Origin of the sequence: Marinomonas aquiplantarum, assembly GCF_003314975.1 — a bacterium.
GTDB classification, from domain to species: Bacteria; Pseudomonadota; Gammaproteobacteria; order Pseudomonadales; family Marinomonadaceae; genus Marinomonas; species Marinomonas aquiplantarum.
Map to the genome: position 1 here is coordinate 127,731 of NZ_QNRF01000007.1, position 17,838 is coordinate 145,568.

The 17,838-nt window shown below is 45.9% G+C and carries 16 protein-coding genes; all 16 read left to right on the forward strand.

Annotated elements, in window-relative coordinates; translation table 11 throughout:
- The first annotated feature begins 130 nt into the window (after positions 1–130).
- Positions 131–586 (forward strand): division/cell wall cluster transcriptional repressor MraZ, encoded by a 456-nt coding sequence (gene mraZ / locus DFP76_RS13530; protein ID WP_013795965.1) that lies wholly within the window; start codon positions 131–133, stop codon positions 584–586.
- Positions 583–1,521: a 16S rRNA (cytosine(1402)-N(4))-methyltransferase RsmH gene (rsmH, locus tag DFP76_RS13535; protein ID WP_113875172.1), complete on the forward strand. Its 939-nt coding sequence runs from the start codon at positions 583–585 to the stop codon at positions 1,519–1,521. Before mraZ ends, rsmH begins: the two co-directional genes overlap by 4 nt.
- The gene (ftsL, locus tag DFP76_RS13540; protein ID WP_063331386.1) at positions 1,514–1,792 is read left to right on the forward strand and encodes a cell division protein FtsL; all 279 of its coding nucleotides are present in this window, start codon (positions 1,514–1,516) and stop codon (positions 1,790–1,792) included. Before rsmH ends, ftsL begins: the two co-directional genes overlap by 8 nt.
- Positions 1,789–3,552 carry a peptidoglycan D,D-transpeptidase FtsI family protein gene (locus tag DFP76_RS13545; RefSeq protein WP_113875173.1) on the forward strand — a complete coding sequence of 588 codons (1,764 nt, stop codon included), beginning with the start codon at positions 1,789–1,791 and terminating at the stop codon, positions 3,550–3,552. Before ftsL ends, DFP76_RS13545 begins: the two co-directional genes overlap by 4 nt.
- Positions 3,553–3,556: 4 nt before the next feature.
- Positions 3,557–5,023, forward strand: coding sequence for a UDP-N-acetylmuramoyl-L-alanyl-D-glutamate--2,6-diaminopimelate ligase (locus tag DFP76_RS13550; RefSeq protein WP_113875174.1), 1,467 nt, complete (start codon positions 3,557–3,559; stop codon positions 5,021–5,023).
- Positions 5,013–6,359, forward strand: coding sequence for a UDP-N-acetylmuramoyl-tripeptide--D-alanyl-D-alanine ligase (locus tag DFP76_RS13555; RefSeq protein ID WP_113875175.1), 1,347 nt, complete (start codon positions 5,013–5,015; stop codon positions 6,357–6,359). Before DFP76_RS13550 ends, DFP76_RS13555 begins: the two co-directional genes overlap by 11 nt.
- Before the next feature lie 14 nt (positions 6,360–6,373).
- The gene (gene mraY, locus DFP76_RS13560) at positions 6,374–7,456 is read left to right on the forward strand and encodes a phospho-N-acetylmuramoyl-pentapeptide-transferase (protein ID WP_113875176.1); all 1,083 of its coding nucleotides are present in this window, start codon (positions 6,374–6,376) and stop codon (positions 7,454–7,456) included.
- 10 nt (positions 7,457–7,466) lie between these two features.
- Positions 7,467–8,813: a UDP-N-acetylmuramoyl-L-alanine--D-glutamate ligase gene (murD, locus tag DFP76_RS13565; RefSeq protein WP_113875177.1), complete on the forward strand. Its 1,347-nt coding sequence runs from the start codon at positions 7,467–7,469 to the stop codon at positions 8,811–8,813.
- Positions 8,810–9,997 (forward strand): putative lipid II flippase FtsW, encoded by a 1,188-nt coding sequence (gene ftsW, locus DFP76_RS13570; protein WP_113875178.1) that lies wholly within the window; start codon positions 8,810–8,812, stop codon positions 9,995–9,997. Before murD ends, ftsW begins: the two co-directional genes overlap by 4 nt.
- Positions 9,994–11,067 carry an undecaprenyldiphospho-muramoylpentapeptide beta-N-acetylglucosaminyltransferase gene (gene murG / locus DFP76_RS13575; RefSeq protein WP_113875179.1) on the forward strand — a complete coding sequence of 358 codons (1,074 nt, stop codon included), beginning with the start codon at positions 9,994–9,996 and terminating at the stop codon, positions 11,065–11,067. The genes ftsW and murG overlap by 4 nt, the downstream gene beginning before the upstream one ends.
- Positions 11,064–12,485 (forward strand): UDP-N-acetylmuramate--L-alanine ligase, encoded by a 1,422-nt coding sequence (gene murC, locus DFP76_RS13580; protein WP_113875180.1) that lies wholly within the window; start codon positions 11,064–11,066, stop codon positions 12,483–12,485. Before murG ends, murC begins: the two co-directional genes overlap by 4 nt.
- A 1-nt stretch (position 12,486) precedes the next feature.
- Positions 12,487–13,434, forward strand: a complete 948-nt coding sequence (locus tag DFP76_RS13585; RefSeq protein WP_113875181.1) for a D-alanine--D-alanine ligase — start codon at positions 12,487–12,489, stop codon at positions 13,432–13,434.
- A gap of 48 nt (positions 13,435–13,482) precedes the next feature.
- Positions 13,483–14,124, forward strand: coding sequence for a cell division protein FtsQ/DivIB (locus DFP76_RS13590; RefSeq protein ID WP_245931944.1), 642 nt, complete (start codon positions 13,483–13,485; stop codon positions 14,122–14,124).
- A 74-nt stretch (positions 14,125–14,198) separates the two neighbouring features.
- Positions 14,199–15,473 (forward strand): cell division protein FtsA, encoded by a 1,275-nt coding sequence (ftsA, locus tag DFP76_RS13595; RefSeq protein ID WP_063331375.1) that lies wholly within the window; start codon positions 14,199–14,201, stop codon positions 15,471–15,473.
- Positions 15,474–15,514: 41 nt separating this feature from the next.
- Positions 15,515–16,747 carry a cell division protein FtsZ gene (ftsZ, locus tag DFP76_RS13600; RefSeq protein WP_113875183.1) on the forward strand — a complete coding sequence of 411 codons (1,233 nt, stop codon included), beginning with the start codon at positions 15,515–15,517 and terminating at the stop codon, positions 16,745–16,747.
- A gap of 104 nt (positions 16,748–16,851) precedes the next feature.
- A complete protein-coding gene (lpxC, locus tag DFP76_RS13605) occupies positions 16,852–17,769 on the forward strand; it encodes a UDP-3-O-acyl-N-acetylglucosamine deacetylase (protein WP_113875184.1) in 918 nt (305 codons plus the stop codon).
- The last annotated feature ends 69 nt before the right edge of the window (positions 17,770–17,838 follow it).

A 17,838-nucleotide genomic window follows, 5' to 3' on the forward strand; every position in this document is an offset into this window, starting at 1 on the left:
TCTCGATAGCTTGAAGGCGTTGTTGCGTCTGGGGTTCGGCATTTTTTCATTTTTTAATCAATATTTTTTTACTATTTGGGTTGAATGGTGTTAAATTGTGGGAGAAAGTGTCGATAAGTGGGATATAATTGTGTTTAGAGGGATTCATCAAGTCAGTGTGGATGCAAAGGGGCGTATGTCGCTTCCTGCTCGCCTGCGCGATGAACTTAGCCAATACGAGGAAGAGGGTGTGGTTGTCACCATTGATCCTGTTTCTCGCTGTTTGTTGCTTTATCCCTTGTCTGAGTGGGAAGTGATTCAACAGAAATTAGATAAGTTGCCCACTTTTCAACCACAAGCTCGACGCTTACAGCGTTTATTAGTCGGTCATGCAACAGATTTAGAGGTGGATAAAGCTGGACGTATTTTGTTGCCAGCGCCGCTACGAGAGTTTGCTCGATTAGATAAAAAGCTGACCATTCTTGGGCAGGGTAAAAAGCTCGAGATCTGGAGCCAGGAAGAGTGGGAAGCACAAAGAGAAGATTACTTGTCCCAAGATGCACTTGAGGACTTACAGACAGAAACCATGATGGATATTTCTTTATGACGAATGCCGAACACGAACACATCAGTGTGATGCTAAATGAATCCGTCGATATGTTGGTTACCAATGAGAATGGTGACTATGTCGATGGTACTTTTGGTCGAGGTGGTCACACGCGTTTGGTTCTCGGCCGACTCAAAGAGGGTCGTATGCTGGGGTTCGATAAAGATCCAGTGGCCATTGAGTTTGGTCGTGAGTTAGCCGCGGAAGACGCTCGTTTTAGTATTGTTCAAGACAGTTTTGCCAATATGTCTGAGCACATTCCCAACGTGTTTGGTGATACCAAGGTGGATGGTGTCATGATGGATTTAGGCGTTTCTTCGCCTCAGTTAGATGATGCTGAACGTGGCTTTAGTTTCATGAATGATGGTCCTTTGGACATGCGCATGAACCCAAATGAAGGGTTGAGTGCCGCAGAGTGGATTGCCCGTGTTGACGAAAAAGACCTTGCCGATGTGATGTATCAATACGGGGAAGAGCGCTTTTCTCGTCGTATTGCCAAGGCAATTTGTGAATATCGTTCTCATACGCCGATTGTCACAACATTGCAGTTAGCAAAAATTGTCGCAGAAGCTAATCCAGCCTGGGAGAAAGGTAAAAATCCAGCGACACGAGCTTTTCAGGGAATTCGCATTCATATCAATAATGAACTTGGGGATTTAGAGAAAGGCTTGGAAGCCGCAGTAGATGCGCTAAAAGTGGGTGGTCGTTTGGTCGTAATCAGTTTCCACTCCCTTGAAGATCGTATTGTTAAGCGTTTTATGAAATTAAAAGCAAAAGGACCGGAGTTGCCTCGTCATTTGCCGATTCAAAATGCGCATTTAGACATCAAATTTAAAACGATTGGTAAAGCCATTAAGCCCTCCAAAAATGAAGTAGGCGACAACGTGCGTTCACGAAGTGCGGTGTTGAGAGTGCTGGAGAGGGTGAGTGATTAAGTCCAGATTCACACCGTGGATTTATTTATCCGGTGTGGTGGTTCTGACTTTGGTCTCTATGGCCGTGGTTGTTCAGGTTTATGAGTTTCGGCAAGACTTTTCGTATTTGCAGAAGCTTAAGCAAGAAGAAGTAGATTTTGAAGTGAAGTGGGGGCAGTTGCTTTTGGAACAAAGCGCTTTAACTCAGCCCAGTCGATTAGAACAGACGGCCATTAAGGATTTAAACATGCACGCGCCATCTCAAGACGAACTGATAATAGTGAAACCATGAAGACTGTAGAGAGCTCTCAACATATTGGAAAGTGGCGCTTACGTTTTGTGTACGGTGTCGCTTTTGTATTGTTCCTGGTTGCGGCCGGGCGTTTGTTTTATTTAACCGTTGTCGATAAAGCCTTTTTACAGAATCAGGGTGAAATTCGAGCAGTAAGAACGGAATCCATACCTGCGACCAGGGGGATGATATTAGATCGTCGGGGCGAGCCTTTGGCGGTTAGTACGCCTACTTGGACTATTATTGCCAACCCTAGAGCGCTATGGAAAATGTCCAGTGATCCCACTGTTGGTGTGGGGCCTGAGCAAGAAATTAAGCGACTTGCCGAAGTAATGGGAGTAGGTCGAGCTTGGTTGCAAGAAAAGTTTGAAGCCAACAAAAATCGCTCTTTTATGTATTTACGTCGTCAGATTCCACCGCAAGAAGCGGATGCCATCATGGCGGCGAAAGTGGTTGGTGTTAGCAAAACAAAAGAATATAAGCGTTTCTATCCTGCTGGTGAAGTGGCTTCACATGTGGTGGGCTTTACCAATATTGATGACAAAGGCCAAGAAGGCATTGAGCTGGCCTATGATGGTGCATTGCAAGGCCAACCGGGTCAGCGTAGTTATGTGAAAGATCTGTCGGGTAATATTATCCGCGGAATTGGTGCGGAAAAAAATGAGCGCCCGGGTGAAAATATTGAGTTAAGTATCGATCTGAGGTTGCAGTATTTGGCCTACCGTGAGCTTAAAGCGGCGGTCAATGAGCATAGAGCAACGTCAGCTTCTGCGGTGATTTTGGATGTCAAAACCGGGGAGATTTTAGCGATGGTGAATCAGCCATCTTATAACCCAAATGACAGAAGCAAATTAGAGTATGAAGATCTTCGAAATAGAGCAGTCATTGACTTATTTGAGCCAGGCTCAACGATGAAGCCTTTTACGATATCGGCCGCATTGATGTCAGGTCAATATTCCACGGAAACAACCATTAATACTTCTCCGGGTTATTTGCGTTTTGGGCGTTTCACTATCCGTGATGCGGCTAATTACGGTGTCATTGATTTTGAAAAACTGTTGATCAAATCTAGTAACGTAGGTGCTTCTAAGATTGCCTTGTCCTTGCCGCAAGATGCGGTGTGGAATATGGATTATGAATTAGGGATTGGTTCACCAGTTGGTATCGGTTTCCCTGGAGAGGCGTCCGGTGTTTTGCCTTCGCATCCAAAGTGGCACCCTTCAGAAATTGCGACTTTGTCGTATGGCTACGGTTTATCTGTATCAACATTGCAATTAGCGCAAGCCTATATGGCATTGGCGAATGGCGGTTACCGTGTGCCTGTTACTATTTTTAAACAGGATGTGCCGGCGGAAGGTAAGCAAGTTATTCCACATCAGGTTGCCAAGGATGTGGTGAAAATGATGGAGGCTGTGGTTCAGCGCGGTTCGGGTCGTGCTGCTCAGATCCCGGGTTACCGTGTGGCTGGCAAAACAGGTACAGTGCATAAGGTCGGCTCTAAAGGATATGAGTATGATCAGTACATTGCTTTGTTTGCTGGTGTCGCTCCCGCCTCTGATCCGCGCTTAGCGATGGTGGTTATGGTGAATGACCCTAAAGGTCGAGAGTATTATGGTGGTGAAGTTGCTGCCCCAGTATTTTCTCGGGTGATGGAAGGGGCGCTGACAACATTAAATATTTATCCAGATTTGCCAGAGGGGTTAAGGGAGGTAAGATTGAAGACGAAGAAACTTCCTTATCAAGTAGCGCAAGGAGGCTAGCAATATGCCGGTTATATCACATCAAGAATTATTAAATTTAGCGGGCTATTCTGAAAAGACTAGCCCGCGTTCTGCTTTATATACCCACTTAGAAATCGACAGTCGAAAACTCGATGCGAACGGGGTTTTCTTTGCGCTTGCTGGTGTCGGTTCCAATGGCTGGGACTACTTGGATAATGTGGTTGCTCTAGGTTGTCAAATTGCCATCGTACCGACTGGTATAAAGGTTGAGCGTAATGACATAGAGCTGATTGCCGTCGCTGATCCAGCTGAGTTGTTAGTGATGTGTTTGCATCAATACTTTGGCCATATGCCAAGCAAGATGATGGCGGTCACTGGAACAAACGGGAAGTCATCCATTTGTTTTTATGCCGCGCAGCTTGCCGAGATGATGGGGTATAAAAGCGGTTTGGTTGGTACCTTTGGAATCGGCCCATTGGGGCAGTTGCGAACAGCAGATCAAACGACGCCAGATATTTTAACGATGCATCAAACCTTGATGTCACTGACTCAGCAGGGCGTTGATTATGTGGCTTTTGAAGCTTCTTCTCATGCACTGGATCAAGGTCGAATCAATGGTGTGCCTTTTCAGACGGCAGTGTTTTCTAATTTGACTCGTGATCATCTGGATTATCATGGTGATATGGCGTCTTATGCGGCAGCCAAACAAAAGCTGTTTGCGTTCCCTTGTGTGGAAGAGGCTGTGTTTTGCTTGGATGATGAGTATGTTGGTTTTATGACTCAGCCAGCCATTAATGCTAATTGCTTTTATTATAGTGAGGCCAATCCGCAGGCTGATTTTTACACCAAGGAATTGACATTAGAGCCGACCGGATGTCGTTTTATTTTGTGTCACCCAGAGGGCGAGACGGAGGTGTTTCTACCTTTGCTAGGGCGTTTTAATGTACAAAATGCTTTAGCTGCTGTGGCCTGTCTGTGGTCTTCGGCAAGCAACAAGGCTGATCTTATTGCTTGTCTGTCAAAGCTAAAGGGCGCGCCTGGTCGAATGGATAAAGTAGAAGTGTCAGAGGCGCCACTGGTTGTGGTCGATTTCGCTCATACCTCAGACGCTTTAGAGAGTGCTTTAAAAGCGATTAGAGAGCATGTGGCAGGACGTTTGATTTGTGTTTTTGGGTGTGGTGGGGATCGAGATCGTGGTAAACGACCGCTGATGATGTCTGCTGCGATGGCGAATGCGGATGCAGTATGGCTAACATCAGATAATCCAAGAACGGAATCGGTTGAGCAGATTTTTTCAGATGTATTGGCAAACACCGACGCTCACGCCAGTTATCACCTGCAGGCAGATCGCCGTCTGGCGATACAAGAGGCAGTGATGTCAGCCCGTCCGAATGATGTTATTTTAATAGCAGGTAAAGGTCATGAGGCTTATCAAGATATTGATGGCATTAAGCACCATTTTGACGATAAAGAAGAAGCTTGTAGGGTGTTAGAAGATTATGTTGGTTAATTTGTCTCTTAGTGATGTCGCCCTTGCTTGTGATGGTGAGTTGGTGGGAGACAACCAATCACTCAGTAGTATAGTGACGGATACCCGACGCATTGTTCCGGGCTGTTTGTTTGTGGCTTTGCGTGGTGAGCGCTTTGATGGGCATGATTTTATTGATCAGGCTATGTCTGCTGGTGCCGTTGCGGTGTTGAGTGAGGTTGAGTTGGACGGTGTTTGCCATGTGAAAGTGGCTAATACCCTAGAGGCGTATGGCCGTATTGCCAATTTGATACGTCAGGCCTTTACTGGTCCGGTGATATGCATTACCGGAAGTAATGGTAAAACCACTGTAAAAGATTGGTTAGCGCAATCCCTTAGCGGTCGAAATGTGTTAAAAACACGCGCCAATTTAAATAATCAAATTGGTTTGCCGCAGACATTGTTGGAATTGCAGTCGGACCATCAGGTGGCGGTCATTGAGGCGGGTACAAATTACCCAGGGGAAATTGCCAATCTAGCTCGAATTGCGATGCCGGATGTGGTGATTTTAACCAATGCCAGTGGTAGCCATTTTGAAGGTTTGGGCTCGCTGGAAGGTATTGCAAAAGAGAAGGGGTGTTTGATTACTGGAGCGGCGCAAAACGCGACGGTGATTTTAAACTCGGATGACGGCTTTTTTGGTTATTGGTGCGACATAGCTGGTGACAGGACAGTCCTTTCTTTTGGCTTTACTGAGCAGGCGGATTTGTATGCGAAAGACATTGAACTAGGCGCAGATAGCAGTCGAGCCAAATTCTGTTATCAGGGTGAATCTTTGTCAGTGTTGATTGCAAGTCCTGGTCGTCATCAAATTGCCAACGGTATGGCAGTGGTGTTGGCTTTGTTATCTGTGGGCTTCTCTTTAGCGGTGGCTGTCGAGAAGCTGGCTCAGCCAATTCAGGTGGCTGGTCGAATGGAGCGCCTGAAAACAAAAAAAGGGGCTCTGCTGATCAATGATTGTTACAATGCCAATCCAACTTCAGTTAAGGCGGCGATTGACGTTTTAACAATGCAATCTGCTCAATCTACCTGGTTGGTGTTGGGTGGTTTAGGCGAACTTGGCGAGCGCCAAAATGAATTTCATGCAGAACTGGGAGAGTATGCAAAAACCAAAGGGATTACTCACTTGGTCTGTTTAGGGTCTTTAGCAGCGATTGCTGGAGAAGTGTTTAAACAGCAAGGTGGGAGCGTATATTTTTGTGAGAATCATGAAGAAGCGGCTGTTGTAGTACAAGAGCTAAATGAAAACCATGCTATTTTAGTGAAGGGCTCACGCTCGGCTAAGATGGAAAAAATTATAGAAAGATTAAAAGATTAGGATGTTCTTGAGCGATGTTACTTCTTCTAACGACCTATTTAAGTAAGTACCACACCTTTTTTACCGTATTTAATTATCTGTCACTGCGCGCCATTTTGGGTGTGCTGACGGCACTGGTTATTTCGTTGCTAATTGGTAATAAAGTCATTGTGATGTTGCAGCGCCTGCAAATTGGTCAGGCGATCCGAGATGATGGGCCACAAACCCATTTATCCAAAGCGGGCACTCCTACTATGGGCGGTGCGTTGATTATTTTCTCTATTTCGGTCAGTACGATTCTGTGGGGCGATTTAACCAATCACTATGTCTGGTTAGTGCTCTTGGTGATGCTAAGTTTCGGGGCTATTGGCTGGGTAGACGACTATCGTAAAGTCGTCGAGAAAAACCCGAGAGGCTTGCCTGCGAAGTGGAAGTATTTTTGGCAAAGTTTTTTTGGTTTGGCGGCGGCGATATTCCTGTATCTGACAGCAACGACGCCAGCTGAGACGTCATTGATCGTGCCATTGTTTAAAGATATCGTGATACCGCTTGGTATTTTCTTTGTGGTGCTGACCTACTTCGTCATCGTGGGCACCAGTAATGCGGTTAACCTGACCGATGGTCTTGATGGGCTGGCAATTCTACCGACTGTGTTGGTTGGTGGCGCCTTGGGTATTTTTGCTTATTTGACTGGTAACAGCCAATTTTCTGAATACTTGTTGATTCCCTATGTTCAAGGAACAGGGGAGTTGTTGGTGTTTTGTGCGGCTTTGGCTGGGGCGGGCTTAGGCTTTTTATGGTTCAACACTTATCCTGCGCAAATTTTCATGGGCGATGTGGGTTCACTTGCCCTTGGTGCCGCCTTAGGTGTAATTGCGGTCATCGTGCGACAGGAGTTGGTGCTGTTTATCATGGGTGGTGTGTTTGTGATGGAGACTGTATCTGTCATCTTGCAAGTAGCCTCCTATAAACTGACCAAGCGTCGTATTTTTAGAATGGCGCCAATTCATCATCATTTTGAGTTGAAAGGCTGGGCTGAACCAAAAGTGATCGTACGTTTCTGGATCATTACTGTGTGTTTGGTATTGATTGGTTTGGCTACGCTGAAAGTACGTTAGGAGAGTTGTCATGTCGTTGATCGGGTCAGATCGGGTTAGAGCCGTTGTCGGCTTGGGAGCGACAGGCTTGTCTTGCGCGCGCTTTTTGGCGAGTAAAGGCTTGGGCTTTTATGTGGTCGATTCAAGAGAACAGCCACCAGGCTTAGAGGATGTAAAGGCGTTTTGTCCGCCGGAGCGGATTTTTACCGGTGAGCTTGAGGTGCTGGAAACCTTAGGTGTCACCGAATTGTTTGTCAGTCCGGGCATTGCTCTTAAAACCCCTGTTTTACAACGCTTAGCGGAGCAGGGCGTGTCTATGCGTGGTGATATCGATTTGTTTTGCGATTACGCCAACGCCCCTTTTATTGCGATCACAGGTTCTAATGCAAAAAGTACGGTGACCAGTTTGCTGGCTTTACTGTTACAGGCAGTGGGGCATAAAGCCATTGCTGGCGGTAACTTGGGGTTGCCTGCACTGGATTTGCTGGCGCCAGATGTGGATTTCTATGTGTTGGAGTTGTCCAGCTTTCAGCTTGAAACTACCCATGCTTTGCAGGCGGATGTCGCTTGTTTGTTGAATGTCTCAGAAGATCATATGGATCGTTATGACGATTTGTATTCTTATCAAAGGGCCAAGCAAAGAGTCTATCGCGGTTGTAAAGCGGCCGTCTGTAATAAACAAGATATTCTGACCGCGCCTTTGCTCGCAGAAGGTGTACCGGTTCGAGCCTTTACGACTAAGAGCCCAGACCTGAAAGAATTTGGTTTATTGCCGGATGAATCCGGTGCATGGCTGTGTCGTGGTGTTGAGCGTTTATATCATACTTCTCAAATCGCTTTAAAAGGTTCGCACAATCACGCCAATGTATTGGCTTGTTTGGCTATGTTGGAATTGCTAAAAGTGGATGTGACATCGTCGAAAATTGCCGCGGTGTTAGCGGAATTTGGTGGTTTGGCTCATCGCTGTGAAACAATACGTGAGCACCAGGGGGTGACTTACATTAATGATTCTAAAGGTACGAACGTCGGTGCGACCTTAGCGGCCTTGCAAGGTTTGGGAAGCAATCAGAAGAATATTTTGTTGTTAGCGGGTGGTGATGGTAAAGGGGCCGAATTCAAGGATCTTGCTAAGCCCATGCTTGCGTATGTTCGTCATCTTTATCTGTTTGGTAAAGATGCTCACCGCATTGCTGAAATTGTACCTGAAGGGGTTGAATTGTCTCGCTTTGATACGCTTGATGATATGGTTGCGGCGTCTTCTCAGCTGGCTCGGCCTGGTGATATTGTCTTGTTTTCACCTGCCTGTTCGAGTTTGGATATGTATAAGAACTTTGAGCAGCGTGGTCAGCATTTTGTTGATTTGGTTAATCAGCTATGACTTGGCTAACTCAGTTTGACCGAGTGTCTCTGCGCGAATTTATCCGTGTGGATGCTTGGTTTTTGGCATCTGTCGTGGCCATATTGGCGTTGGGTTTGGTGATGGTGTCAAGTGCCTCTATTTCCATCTCCGAAAGCATTCACGGTCATCCGTATTTCTTTATGGTAAGGCAGTCTCTTTATCTTTTACTTGGTTTAATGTTTGGTGCGGTGATGTTGTCGTTGCCCACTGCTCAATTGCAAAAATGGGGCATCCTGATGATGGGGTTGTCTCTGATTTTGTTGATCCTAGTGTTAGTGCCAGGCATAGGGAAAAGTGTTAACGGGAGTCGTCGCTGGATCAATCTTGTGGTCTTTAACTTGCAAGCTTCGGAAGTCGCCAAAGTTTGTATGGTGGTGTATGTCTCTGGTTACTTAGTACGTCGCGCCGATCGAGTTCGTGAAGGTTGGGTTGGATTCGTTCTGCCTCTCTGTCTGTGTAGTGTTTTTCTGCTGTTTTTGCTTTTTGAGCCGGATTTTGGGGCTTCCGTTGTACTGTTGGGCACGGTGATGGTGTTGCTGTTTCTTGGTGGTGCGCCCCTTTATCAATTCTTACTTTTGTTGGCTGCAGCGGTTTGTATGCTTGGGGTTGTTGCCATATCCGAGAGTTACCGGCTGAAACGTCTAATGAACTTTATTGACCCGTGGGCCGATCCGTTTAACGAGGGCTATCAGTTAAGTCAGGCATTAATTGCTTATGGTCGAGGTGAGTGGTTTGGTCTTGGGTTAGGGAATAGTGTGCAGAAGCTGTCTTATTTACCGGAAGCTCATACGGATTTTGTGTTTTCAATTTGGGTGGAAGAGACCGGCATGGTGGGCGGTTTATTATTGATTCTGTTGTTTGGTTTGATGGTGAGTCGCGCGTTCAAGATTGGTTATCGTGCTATGTCTCTCGATCGGCCTTTTGCTGCCTATATGTGTTTTGGTTTTGCCATTCTTATTTTGGCGCAGGTGATTATTAATATTGGGGTGAATACGGGCTTCTTGCCAACTAAGGGCTTGACCTTGCCGCTGATTAGTTTTGGTGGCAGTAGTTTAATTATTACGCTGGCCAGTTTGTTTGTTGTGGCTCGTGTGGATGTGGAAAACCGTCGAGCTCAATGGTCAGACTCGAGTGCCAATACGGATAAAGAGAGTGAGCGATGAGTAAGGTGAAAAAAGTCGTCATCATGGCTGGCGGTACAGGTGGTCATATTTATCCTGCATTAGCTTGTGCGCATGACTTTAGGGAAAAAGGTATAGAGGTGCATTGGTTAGGGTCGAAAGCAGGCATGGAAGAATCCATTGTGCCGCAGCACGATATCCCACTGCATACTCTGTCTATTAAAGGGGTGCGTGGAAAGGGTGTGTTGGGGCTTGCCGCTGCGCCATTTCGTATTCTTCATGCCATTGGTCAGGCGATTGCCGTTCTGCAATCTTTAAAGCCAGACGTGGTATTGGGGATGGGTGGATTTGTTGCTGGGCCTGGTGGTGTTGCAGCAAAATTGCTTGGCATCCCGTTGGCGATTCATGAGCAAAACGCGGTAGCTGGGACTACAAATAAACTGTTGGCCAAAGTGGCTGGTTTAAAAATGCAGGCGTTTTCTGGGGCTTTGCCTAACGCATTAACGTTAGGCAACCCAATTCGCCGTGATATTTTGCAACAAGTTGTGCGCTCATCTCGTTTGGAAACAGCAAGGCCCTTAAGGCTGTTGGTTGTTGGTGGGAGCTTAGGGGCGAAAGCGATTAATGATGTTATCCCTAAAGTGCTGGCTGAATGGCCTTTTTCTCAGCGACTGGATGTTTGGCATCAAACCGGAAAGCGTAATCACCAAGATGTGCAAGCTTTGTATGATTCTCTAGAGGTTGAGGCGCGTGTTGATGCGTATTTAGAGAATATGAATCAAGCGTATTATTGGGCGGATGTGGTATTGTGCCGGGCTGGTGCAATGACGGTTAGTGAATTGGCAGTAGCTGGTTTGCCTTCGATATTGGTGCCATACCCTTTTGCCATTGATGACCATCAAACAGAAAATGCCCGTCATCTTGAGAAAGTAGGTGGGGCTTATTTGTTGCCACAGCCTGAACTCAGTAGTGAAAAGGTTATTTCGATGCTAGCAGGCTTGCTAGAAAGTGAAGAAACATTGTTGAAAATGGGGGAGCAAGCGAAGTTGGTTGCTCATCCGAGTGCAACACAAGATGTGGTTGCACATTGCTTAAGGTTAGTTAAATCATGATAGAAAACAAAGCTCAATACGATATCCCGACCATGCGTCGAATCCAGAATATTCACTTCATTGGTATTGGTGGTGTGGGGATGTGTGGCATTGCAGAAGTGCTGCATAACCAAGGGTATCAAGTATCTGGCTCTGATCTTAAAGCGTCTTCTACGACGGATCGTTTAGCGGAGTTAGGAATTAAAATATACATAGGGCACATGGAGGAGAATGTTCATGATGCTCATGTGATTGTGGTTTCCACTGCGATTAATGAAGCAAACCCAGAAATTATTTGGGGTAAAGAGCATCGTATTCCGATTGTCCGACGAGCTGAGATGCTTGCTGAACTGATGCGTTACCGTCATGGAATCGCCGTTGCCGGTACGCATGGTAAGACCACCACAACCAGTTTAATGGCGTCCGTGCTGGCGGCGACAGGTGAGACACCAACCTTTGTTATTGGTGGCCGATTAACCAGTGCTGGTACTAATGCTCAGCTTGGTAGTAGTTCTTATTTGGTAGCAGAAGCGGATGAGAGTGATGCGTCTTTTTTACATTTGCAGCCTCAAACGGTGATTGTTACCAATATTGATGAAGACCACATGGATACCTATCAAGGTGATTTTGAGAAGGTAAAACACACTTTTGTAGAGTTTGTTCATAACCTGCCTTTCTATGGTTTGGCGGTAATGTGTGTGGATGATGCGAATGTCCGTGAGATACTACCTGCTCTGAGCCGTCCTGTGTTGACTTATGGTATAGAGCAAGAAGCCGACTTTTACGCGACGGACATCAAGCAGACAGGGCGTTATTGTGAGTTTATGGCGCATCGCCCTGAAGGTGAGCCATTGAAGATACGTCTGCCGATGCCGGGTCGTCACAATGTGCTGAATGCTTTGTCGACAATCGCAGTCGCTACCGACTTAGGTGTCGAGGCAGCGGCTATTCAAGCCGGTTTGATGGGATTTGAAGGGGTTGGTCGACGTTTTCAAGAGCAACAACCTTTGGCGCTTGGTAATGGTTCAGAAGTCATGTTTGTGGATGATTATGGTCATCACCCAAGTGAAGTGTTGGCGACGATTAAAGCCATTCGAGAAGGTTGGCCTGAAAAGCGTCTAGTGATGGTTTATCAACCACACCGATTCTCTCGTACCCGTGATTTATATGAAGACTTTGTTCGCGTGTTGTCGCAAGTGGATGTGTTGCTGCTGCTGGATGTTTATGCAGCTGGCGAGCAGCCGATCAACGGTGCGGATAGTCGTTCTTTATGCGGTAGCATTCGTCAGCGCGGTACAGTCGATCCAATTCACGTAGGTGGTGAATCGGATTTGCGAGCCATTTTGAGTAATGTGCTTCGTGAAGGGGATTTGCTCATCACTCAAGGTGCTGGTGATATCGGATCGGTGTCGAAAAAATTGTCTGTGGATGGGATTTGATATGTTGAAAGCGTTGCAAGATTCAGTGATCGCCGTGATTTATGGTGGTCGTTCTGCAGAACGTGAAGTGTCGTTAGAAAGTGGCACTATGGTGTCTAAGGCGTTGCGTTCTAAAGGCTATCAAGTCGTTGATGTGGATCTGTATGGTGCAGAGCAATCAGCGGATCCTATTGCCCAACTACAGTCTATCGAGTTTGATTTAGCCTTTATTGCCTTACATGGTGGTGAAGGTGAAGATGGTCGAGTTCAAGCATTATTGGAAATGATGGGGAAACCTTATACAGGCAGCTCTCCGTTGGCCTGCGGTTTCGCTATGGATAAAGTGCTCACTAAGCGATTCTGGCGCGGTTTAGGTATTCCAACGCCAGCGTATTTGTCTTTTTCCGGAGAGGCAAGTGTTGCTGAGATTGAGCAAGCAATGTCTTATCCTTTGATTGTTAAGCCGTCTCGTGAAGGGTCTACTATTGGTATCAATAAGGTTGCCAATAAAGAAGAGCTAGAGGTCGCTTTGCAGCAGGCTTTAGAATACGATTCGGATGTGTTGGTTGAGGAGTTTGTTAACGGGCCGGAGTTCACCATCACCATCATCGATGATGAGGCGTATCCGCCGATTGGTTTGCAGCCCTCAGAGGATCATAAGCTTTATGACTATGAGGCAAAATACCTAGCAGATGATACACAATACCTTTTGCCTTGTGGTTTGAATAAGGATGATGAGGCCGAGTTAAAACGTTTGTCTTTGGAAGCTTATCGATCATTAGGTTGTCGTGGTTGGGGGCGTGTCGATGTGATGCGAGATCAGCAGGGGCAGTTTTGGGTGCTGGAAGTAAATACGGCGCCTGGTATGACGTCTCACAGCCTTGTGCCGATGGCAGCAGCGCATGTTGGATTAGATTATGCGGCCTTGGTGGAAAAAATCGCTCAGCAGGCTTGGTCTCAAGCAAGGTAAACAACATTTATGAGGCTGGCAGCGTTCATTGGAGCGATACTTTTAATTGTGGTAGCAAGTTTTCAAGGGGAGGATTCCCCAGATACTTGGTTTGCAATTGAAAAAATAGACATACAAGGGAATTTGCAAAATACCACGCAAGTGGAGCTTCAGCGAGAGTTTTCATCGCTTTTAGGGCAAAGCTTGTTGGGGTTGTCTGTGAAAGAGGCCTTGGCTGTGGTTTTGTCATCACCATGGGTGGAAAAGGCAGAGGTTCGTAAAGTTTGGCCAAATACCTTGCAGGTGATTGTGCACGAATACGTCCCTCTTGCATACTGGCGCGATGGGCAAATCATTTCCGCTTCGGCAGTGGTGATTTCTCCTCGAGTGTTGCCGGATTTGCCGCTGCCCATTTTGTATGGTCCAGTGGATTCAAGTGACGTTGTATTGGAGCAGTTTGGTCTTATTAGTCAGGTGTTAGCATCGACGTCATTGCGGATTGCGAGACTCACTTTGGAGCCTAGGGGGGCTTGGCAGATTGTTTTTAGCAACGGCCTAGCAGTTAAGCTGGGTCGAGATGATATTTTAGAGCGATTACAGCGCTTTATAGCCGTGTATAAAAGCGATTTATCAGGTAGAATAGAACAAATTACTTCAGTCGATGCGCGTTACCCTCATGGGGTCGCGGTGGGCTGGAAGAAAAAAAATTGATTTTGGCCCGTTTGTTGCTTTTTTAAACAACTAAATGGTCCGGATTACAACGCACATAATACCGGGAAGGTGAAATGATAGTCGGTCTAGATGTAGGCACATCGAAAGTTATCTGTTTGGTTGGTGAAGTACTGGCTGATGGTAGTTTGGAAATTGTCGGTATTGGCTCTCATAGTTCAAAAGGAATGAAGCGCGGCGTTGTCATTAATATTGAGTCAACAGTTCAGTCCATTCAGCGAGCCGTTGAAGAAGCTGAGTTGATGGCTGGCTGTAATATTCATTCGGTTTACGTCAGTGTGGCAGGCAGCCACATCCGAAGTCTTAATTCTCACGGTATTGTTGCGGTGAAGGATGGAGAGGTTCAAACGGAAGATATTGAACGTGTGATAGATGCGGCGCAAGCTGTGCCTATTTCATCGGACCAGCGAGTACTGCATATTCTGCCTCAAGAATATCACATTGACTCTCAGGAGGGGATTAAAGACCCACTTGGTATGTCGGGTGTGAGATTAGAGGCCAATGTTCATTTGATTACTGGCGCGGTCAACGCGGTGATGAATGTTGAGAAGTGCATTAAGCGATGTGGTTTGGGCGTAGATGGTGTCATCCTGTCTCAGTTGGCGTCCAGTGATTCGTCATTGAGCGAGGATGAGAAAGATTTAGGTGTTTGCCTGATTGATATCGGTGCCGGTACTTCAGACATTGCAGTTTGGATCGATGGTGCTTTGCATCATACCGCTGTCGTGCCTGTGGCAGGAGATCAAGTAACCAATGATATTTCAATGGCCTTGAGAACTCCGACACAGCATGCTGAAGAAATTAAGGTGAAGTATGCTTGCGCTATGTCTTCTATGGCGTCGACTGATCAAGTGTTGCAGGTGCCCAGTGTTGGGGATCGTCAACCTCGATCTATTACACGCCATGCTTTAACGGAAGTGGTAGAGGCAAGATACGAAGAAATTTACAATTTAATTCTGGATGAATTAAGACGCAGTGGTTACGCCGAGCGTATCCCTGCAGGTATTGTGATTACTGGTGGTACGTCGCTCATGGAAGGTGCAGCAGACTTGGCAGAGAAGGTTTTTCAAATGCCAGTGAGGTTGTCTGTGCCAGATTGTACTAAAGGAATGTCAGATATTGTCGATAACCCAATATATTCAACCAGTGTTGGATTATTGGCTTATGGTAGTAAAGAGGCTGATGTAGCCGAAATCGCTAAAGGGATGATGTCTAAGACGCAAACTAAACGTGAAGCATCAATTTTGGCTCCGAAGAATGAAACCAAGCCATCTTTCAGTGCAACGAAAGCTTGGCAGAAGTTGAAACATTGGTTTCAAAGTTATATCTAACCAAAATTGATAGCGAATTTTTTTGAGGAGCGAGTAAGCCCATGAATGTCTTTGATATGGCCGAAGATAGTTTGACCGACAACGCAGTAATTAAAGTTGTGGGTGTAGGCGGTGGTGGCGGTAATGCTGTTCGTCACATGCTTGAAAATCAATTAGAAGGTGTTGAGTTTATTTGTGCCAACACAGATTCTAAAGCCCTTGTGGGGTTTGACACAGGAATTTCATTGCAACTTGGCTCAACCATCACTAAAGGTTTGGGCGCAGGTGCTAATCCAGAAGTAGGGCGCGACTCTGCTTTGGAAGATCAAGAACGAATTACTCAGTTATTGACTGGTGCGGACATGGTGTTCATCACCGCAGGCATGGGTGGTGGTACAGGTACTGGTGCAGCCCCCGTAATTGCTAAGGTTGCGCGTGAATTAGGTATCTTAACAGTCGCGGTTGTGACTAAGCCATTTCCTTTTGAAGGGCGTCGCCGTGCAAAAGTAGCTGAAGAAGGTGTTAAAGAATTACGAGAAAATGTCGATTCATTAATTACGGTGCCAAACGAACGTTTGTTGCCTGTATTAGGAAAGAACATTTCTTTGTTGAAAGCGTTCGGTGAAGCAAACAATGTTTTGTTTAACGCAGTGCAAGGTATTACCGACCTTATTATGCGTCCAGGTCTTATTAACGTCGACTTTGCTGACGTAAGAACTGTGATGTCAGAAATGGGTATGGCGATGATGGGGACAGGCTCTGCTTCAGGTGAAGATCGAGCAAGAGTAGCAGCTGAGGCGGCGATTCATAACCCATTATTGGAAGACATCAACCTAAAAGGTGCGCGTGGCGTGCTGGTGAACATTACAGCAAACGAAGAAGTTGGTTTGTCAGAGTTTACCGAGGTGGGTGGCATCATTGAAGAATATGCATCGGAAGATGCAACTGTTGTAATTGGCTGTGCGATTGACCCGAGTGTGGGTGATGAGATGCGAGTTACAGTGGTGGCCACTGGTTTAGAGGGTCGAAATGCAGTTGAAATGAAGTCTGCTGTTGGCGAATCTGTTGTCTCTCAACCAGTTATGACTAAAGCTGAGCCTACTATTGAGAAAGAAGTTGTTACTCCTCAAGAGACAGTTCAGTCAGTGTCAACGCCTTCTCCAAGTGTGAAGGTGGAAACGGTAGAGAAAAGTCTGGATGAGTCTGCTGAATCTTCTGATTCAAATGCGAATTCAGGCGGCGATAAATTATCGTATTTGGACATTCCAGCATTTTTGCGTCGTCAAGCTGATTAATTTGAGCAAAAATGATGCAAAATCAAAATGTTGGATTGTATAAAAAATGAGTTATTGATATATTTGTAAACAAATGTATCCAGTCATAAAAATGTAGGAATAGAATGGTACGCCAACACACACTTAAGAACATTATTCGAGCAACTGGCGTTGGTCTGCACTCTGGCGAGAAGGTGTATTTGACACTGAAACCTGCCCCTGTAAATACCGGCATCGTATTTGTTCGTACGGATCTAGACCCTGTGGTCGAGATTCATGGGGATGCACGCCTAGTGGGCTCAACAAACTTTGCAACTGCTTTGTCGCAGAATGGTGTAGAGGTTAGTACTGTTGAGCATTTGCTTTCTGCTATGGCTGGTCTTGGAGTTGATAATGCTTATGTAGAGGTAAGCGCTAGCGAAATTCCATTAATGGATGGTAGTGCGAGTCCTTTCGTTTTCTTGCTGCAATCAGCAGGATTAGAAGCGCAAAATGCGCCGAAGAAATTCATTCGTGTTAAAAAGCCAATTCGCATCGAAGATGGTGATAAGTATGCTTCTCTTGAGCCGCATACTGGTTTTAGATTGTCATTTAAGATTGATTTTGAGCATCCAGCTATTGGTGAAGATGTTCAAACTACGTCTTTGGATTTTTCAACCACTACTTTCGTAAAAGAGATCAGCCGTGCGCGCACATTTGGTTTCATGAAAGACATCGAGTACTTCAAGACGAATAATCTTGCTCGTGGTGCGAACATGGAAAATGCCATCGTACTAGATGATTATCGTGTATTGAATGAAGAAGGTCTGCGTTACCGTGACGAGCTTGTTCGTCACAAGATTTTGGACGCGATCGGTGATCTTTATCTTCTAGGTCATAGCTTGATTGGTGAGTACAAAGCGTACAAATCAGGTCATGGTTTAAACAATAAGCTTTTATTGGCGCTTCTTGAGCAGCCAGAGGCTTGGGAATACGTCGTATTTGAAGATGAAGCGCAAGAAAATCCTGTGTCATACGTTGAGCCTGCTTTCGCTGGTGCTTAATTAAGTGATCAACTCGGGAATTAAAAAACCAGACTATATGTCTGGTTTTTTTGTGTCTAGGTCCTTGAT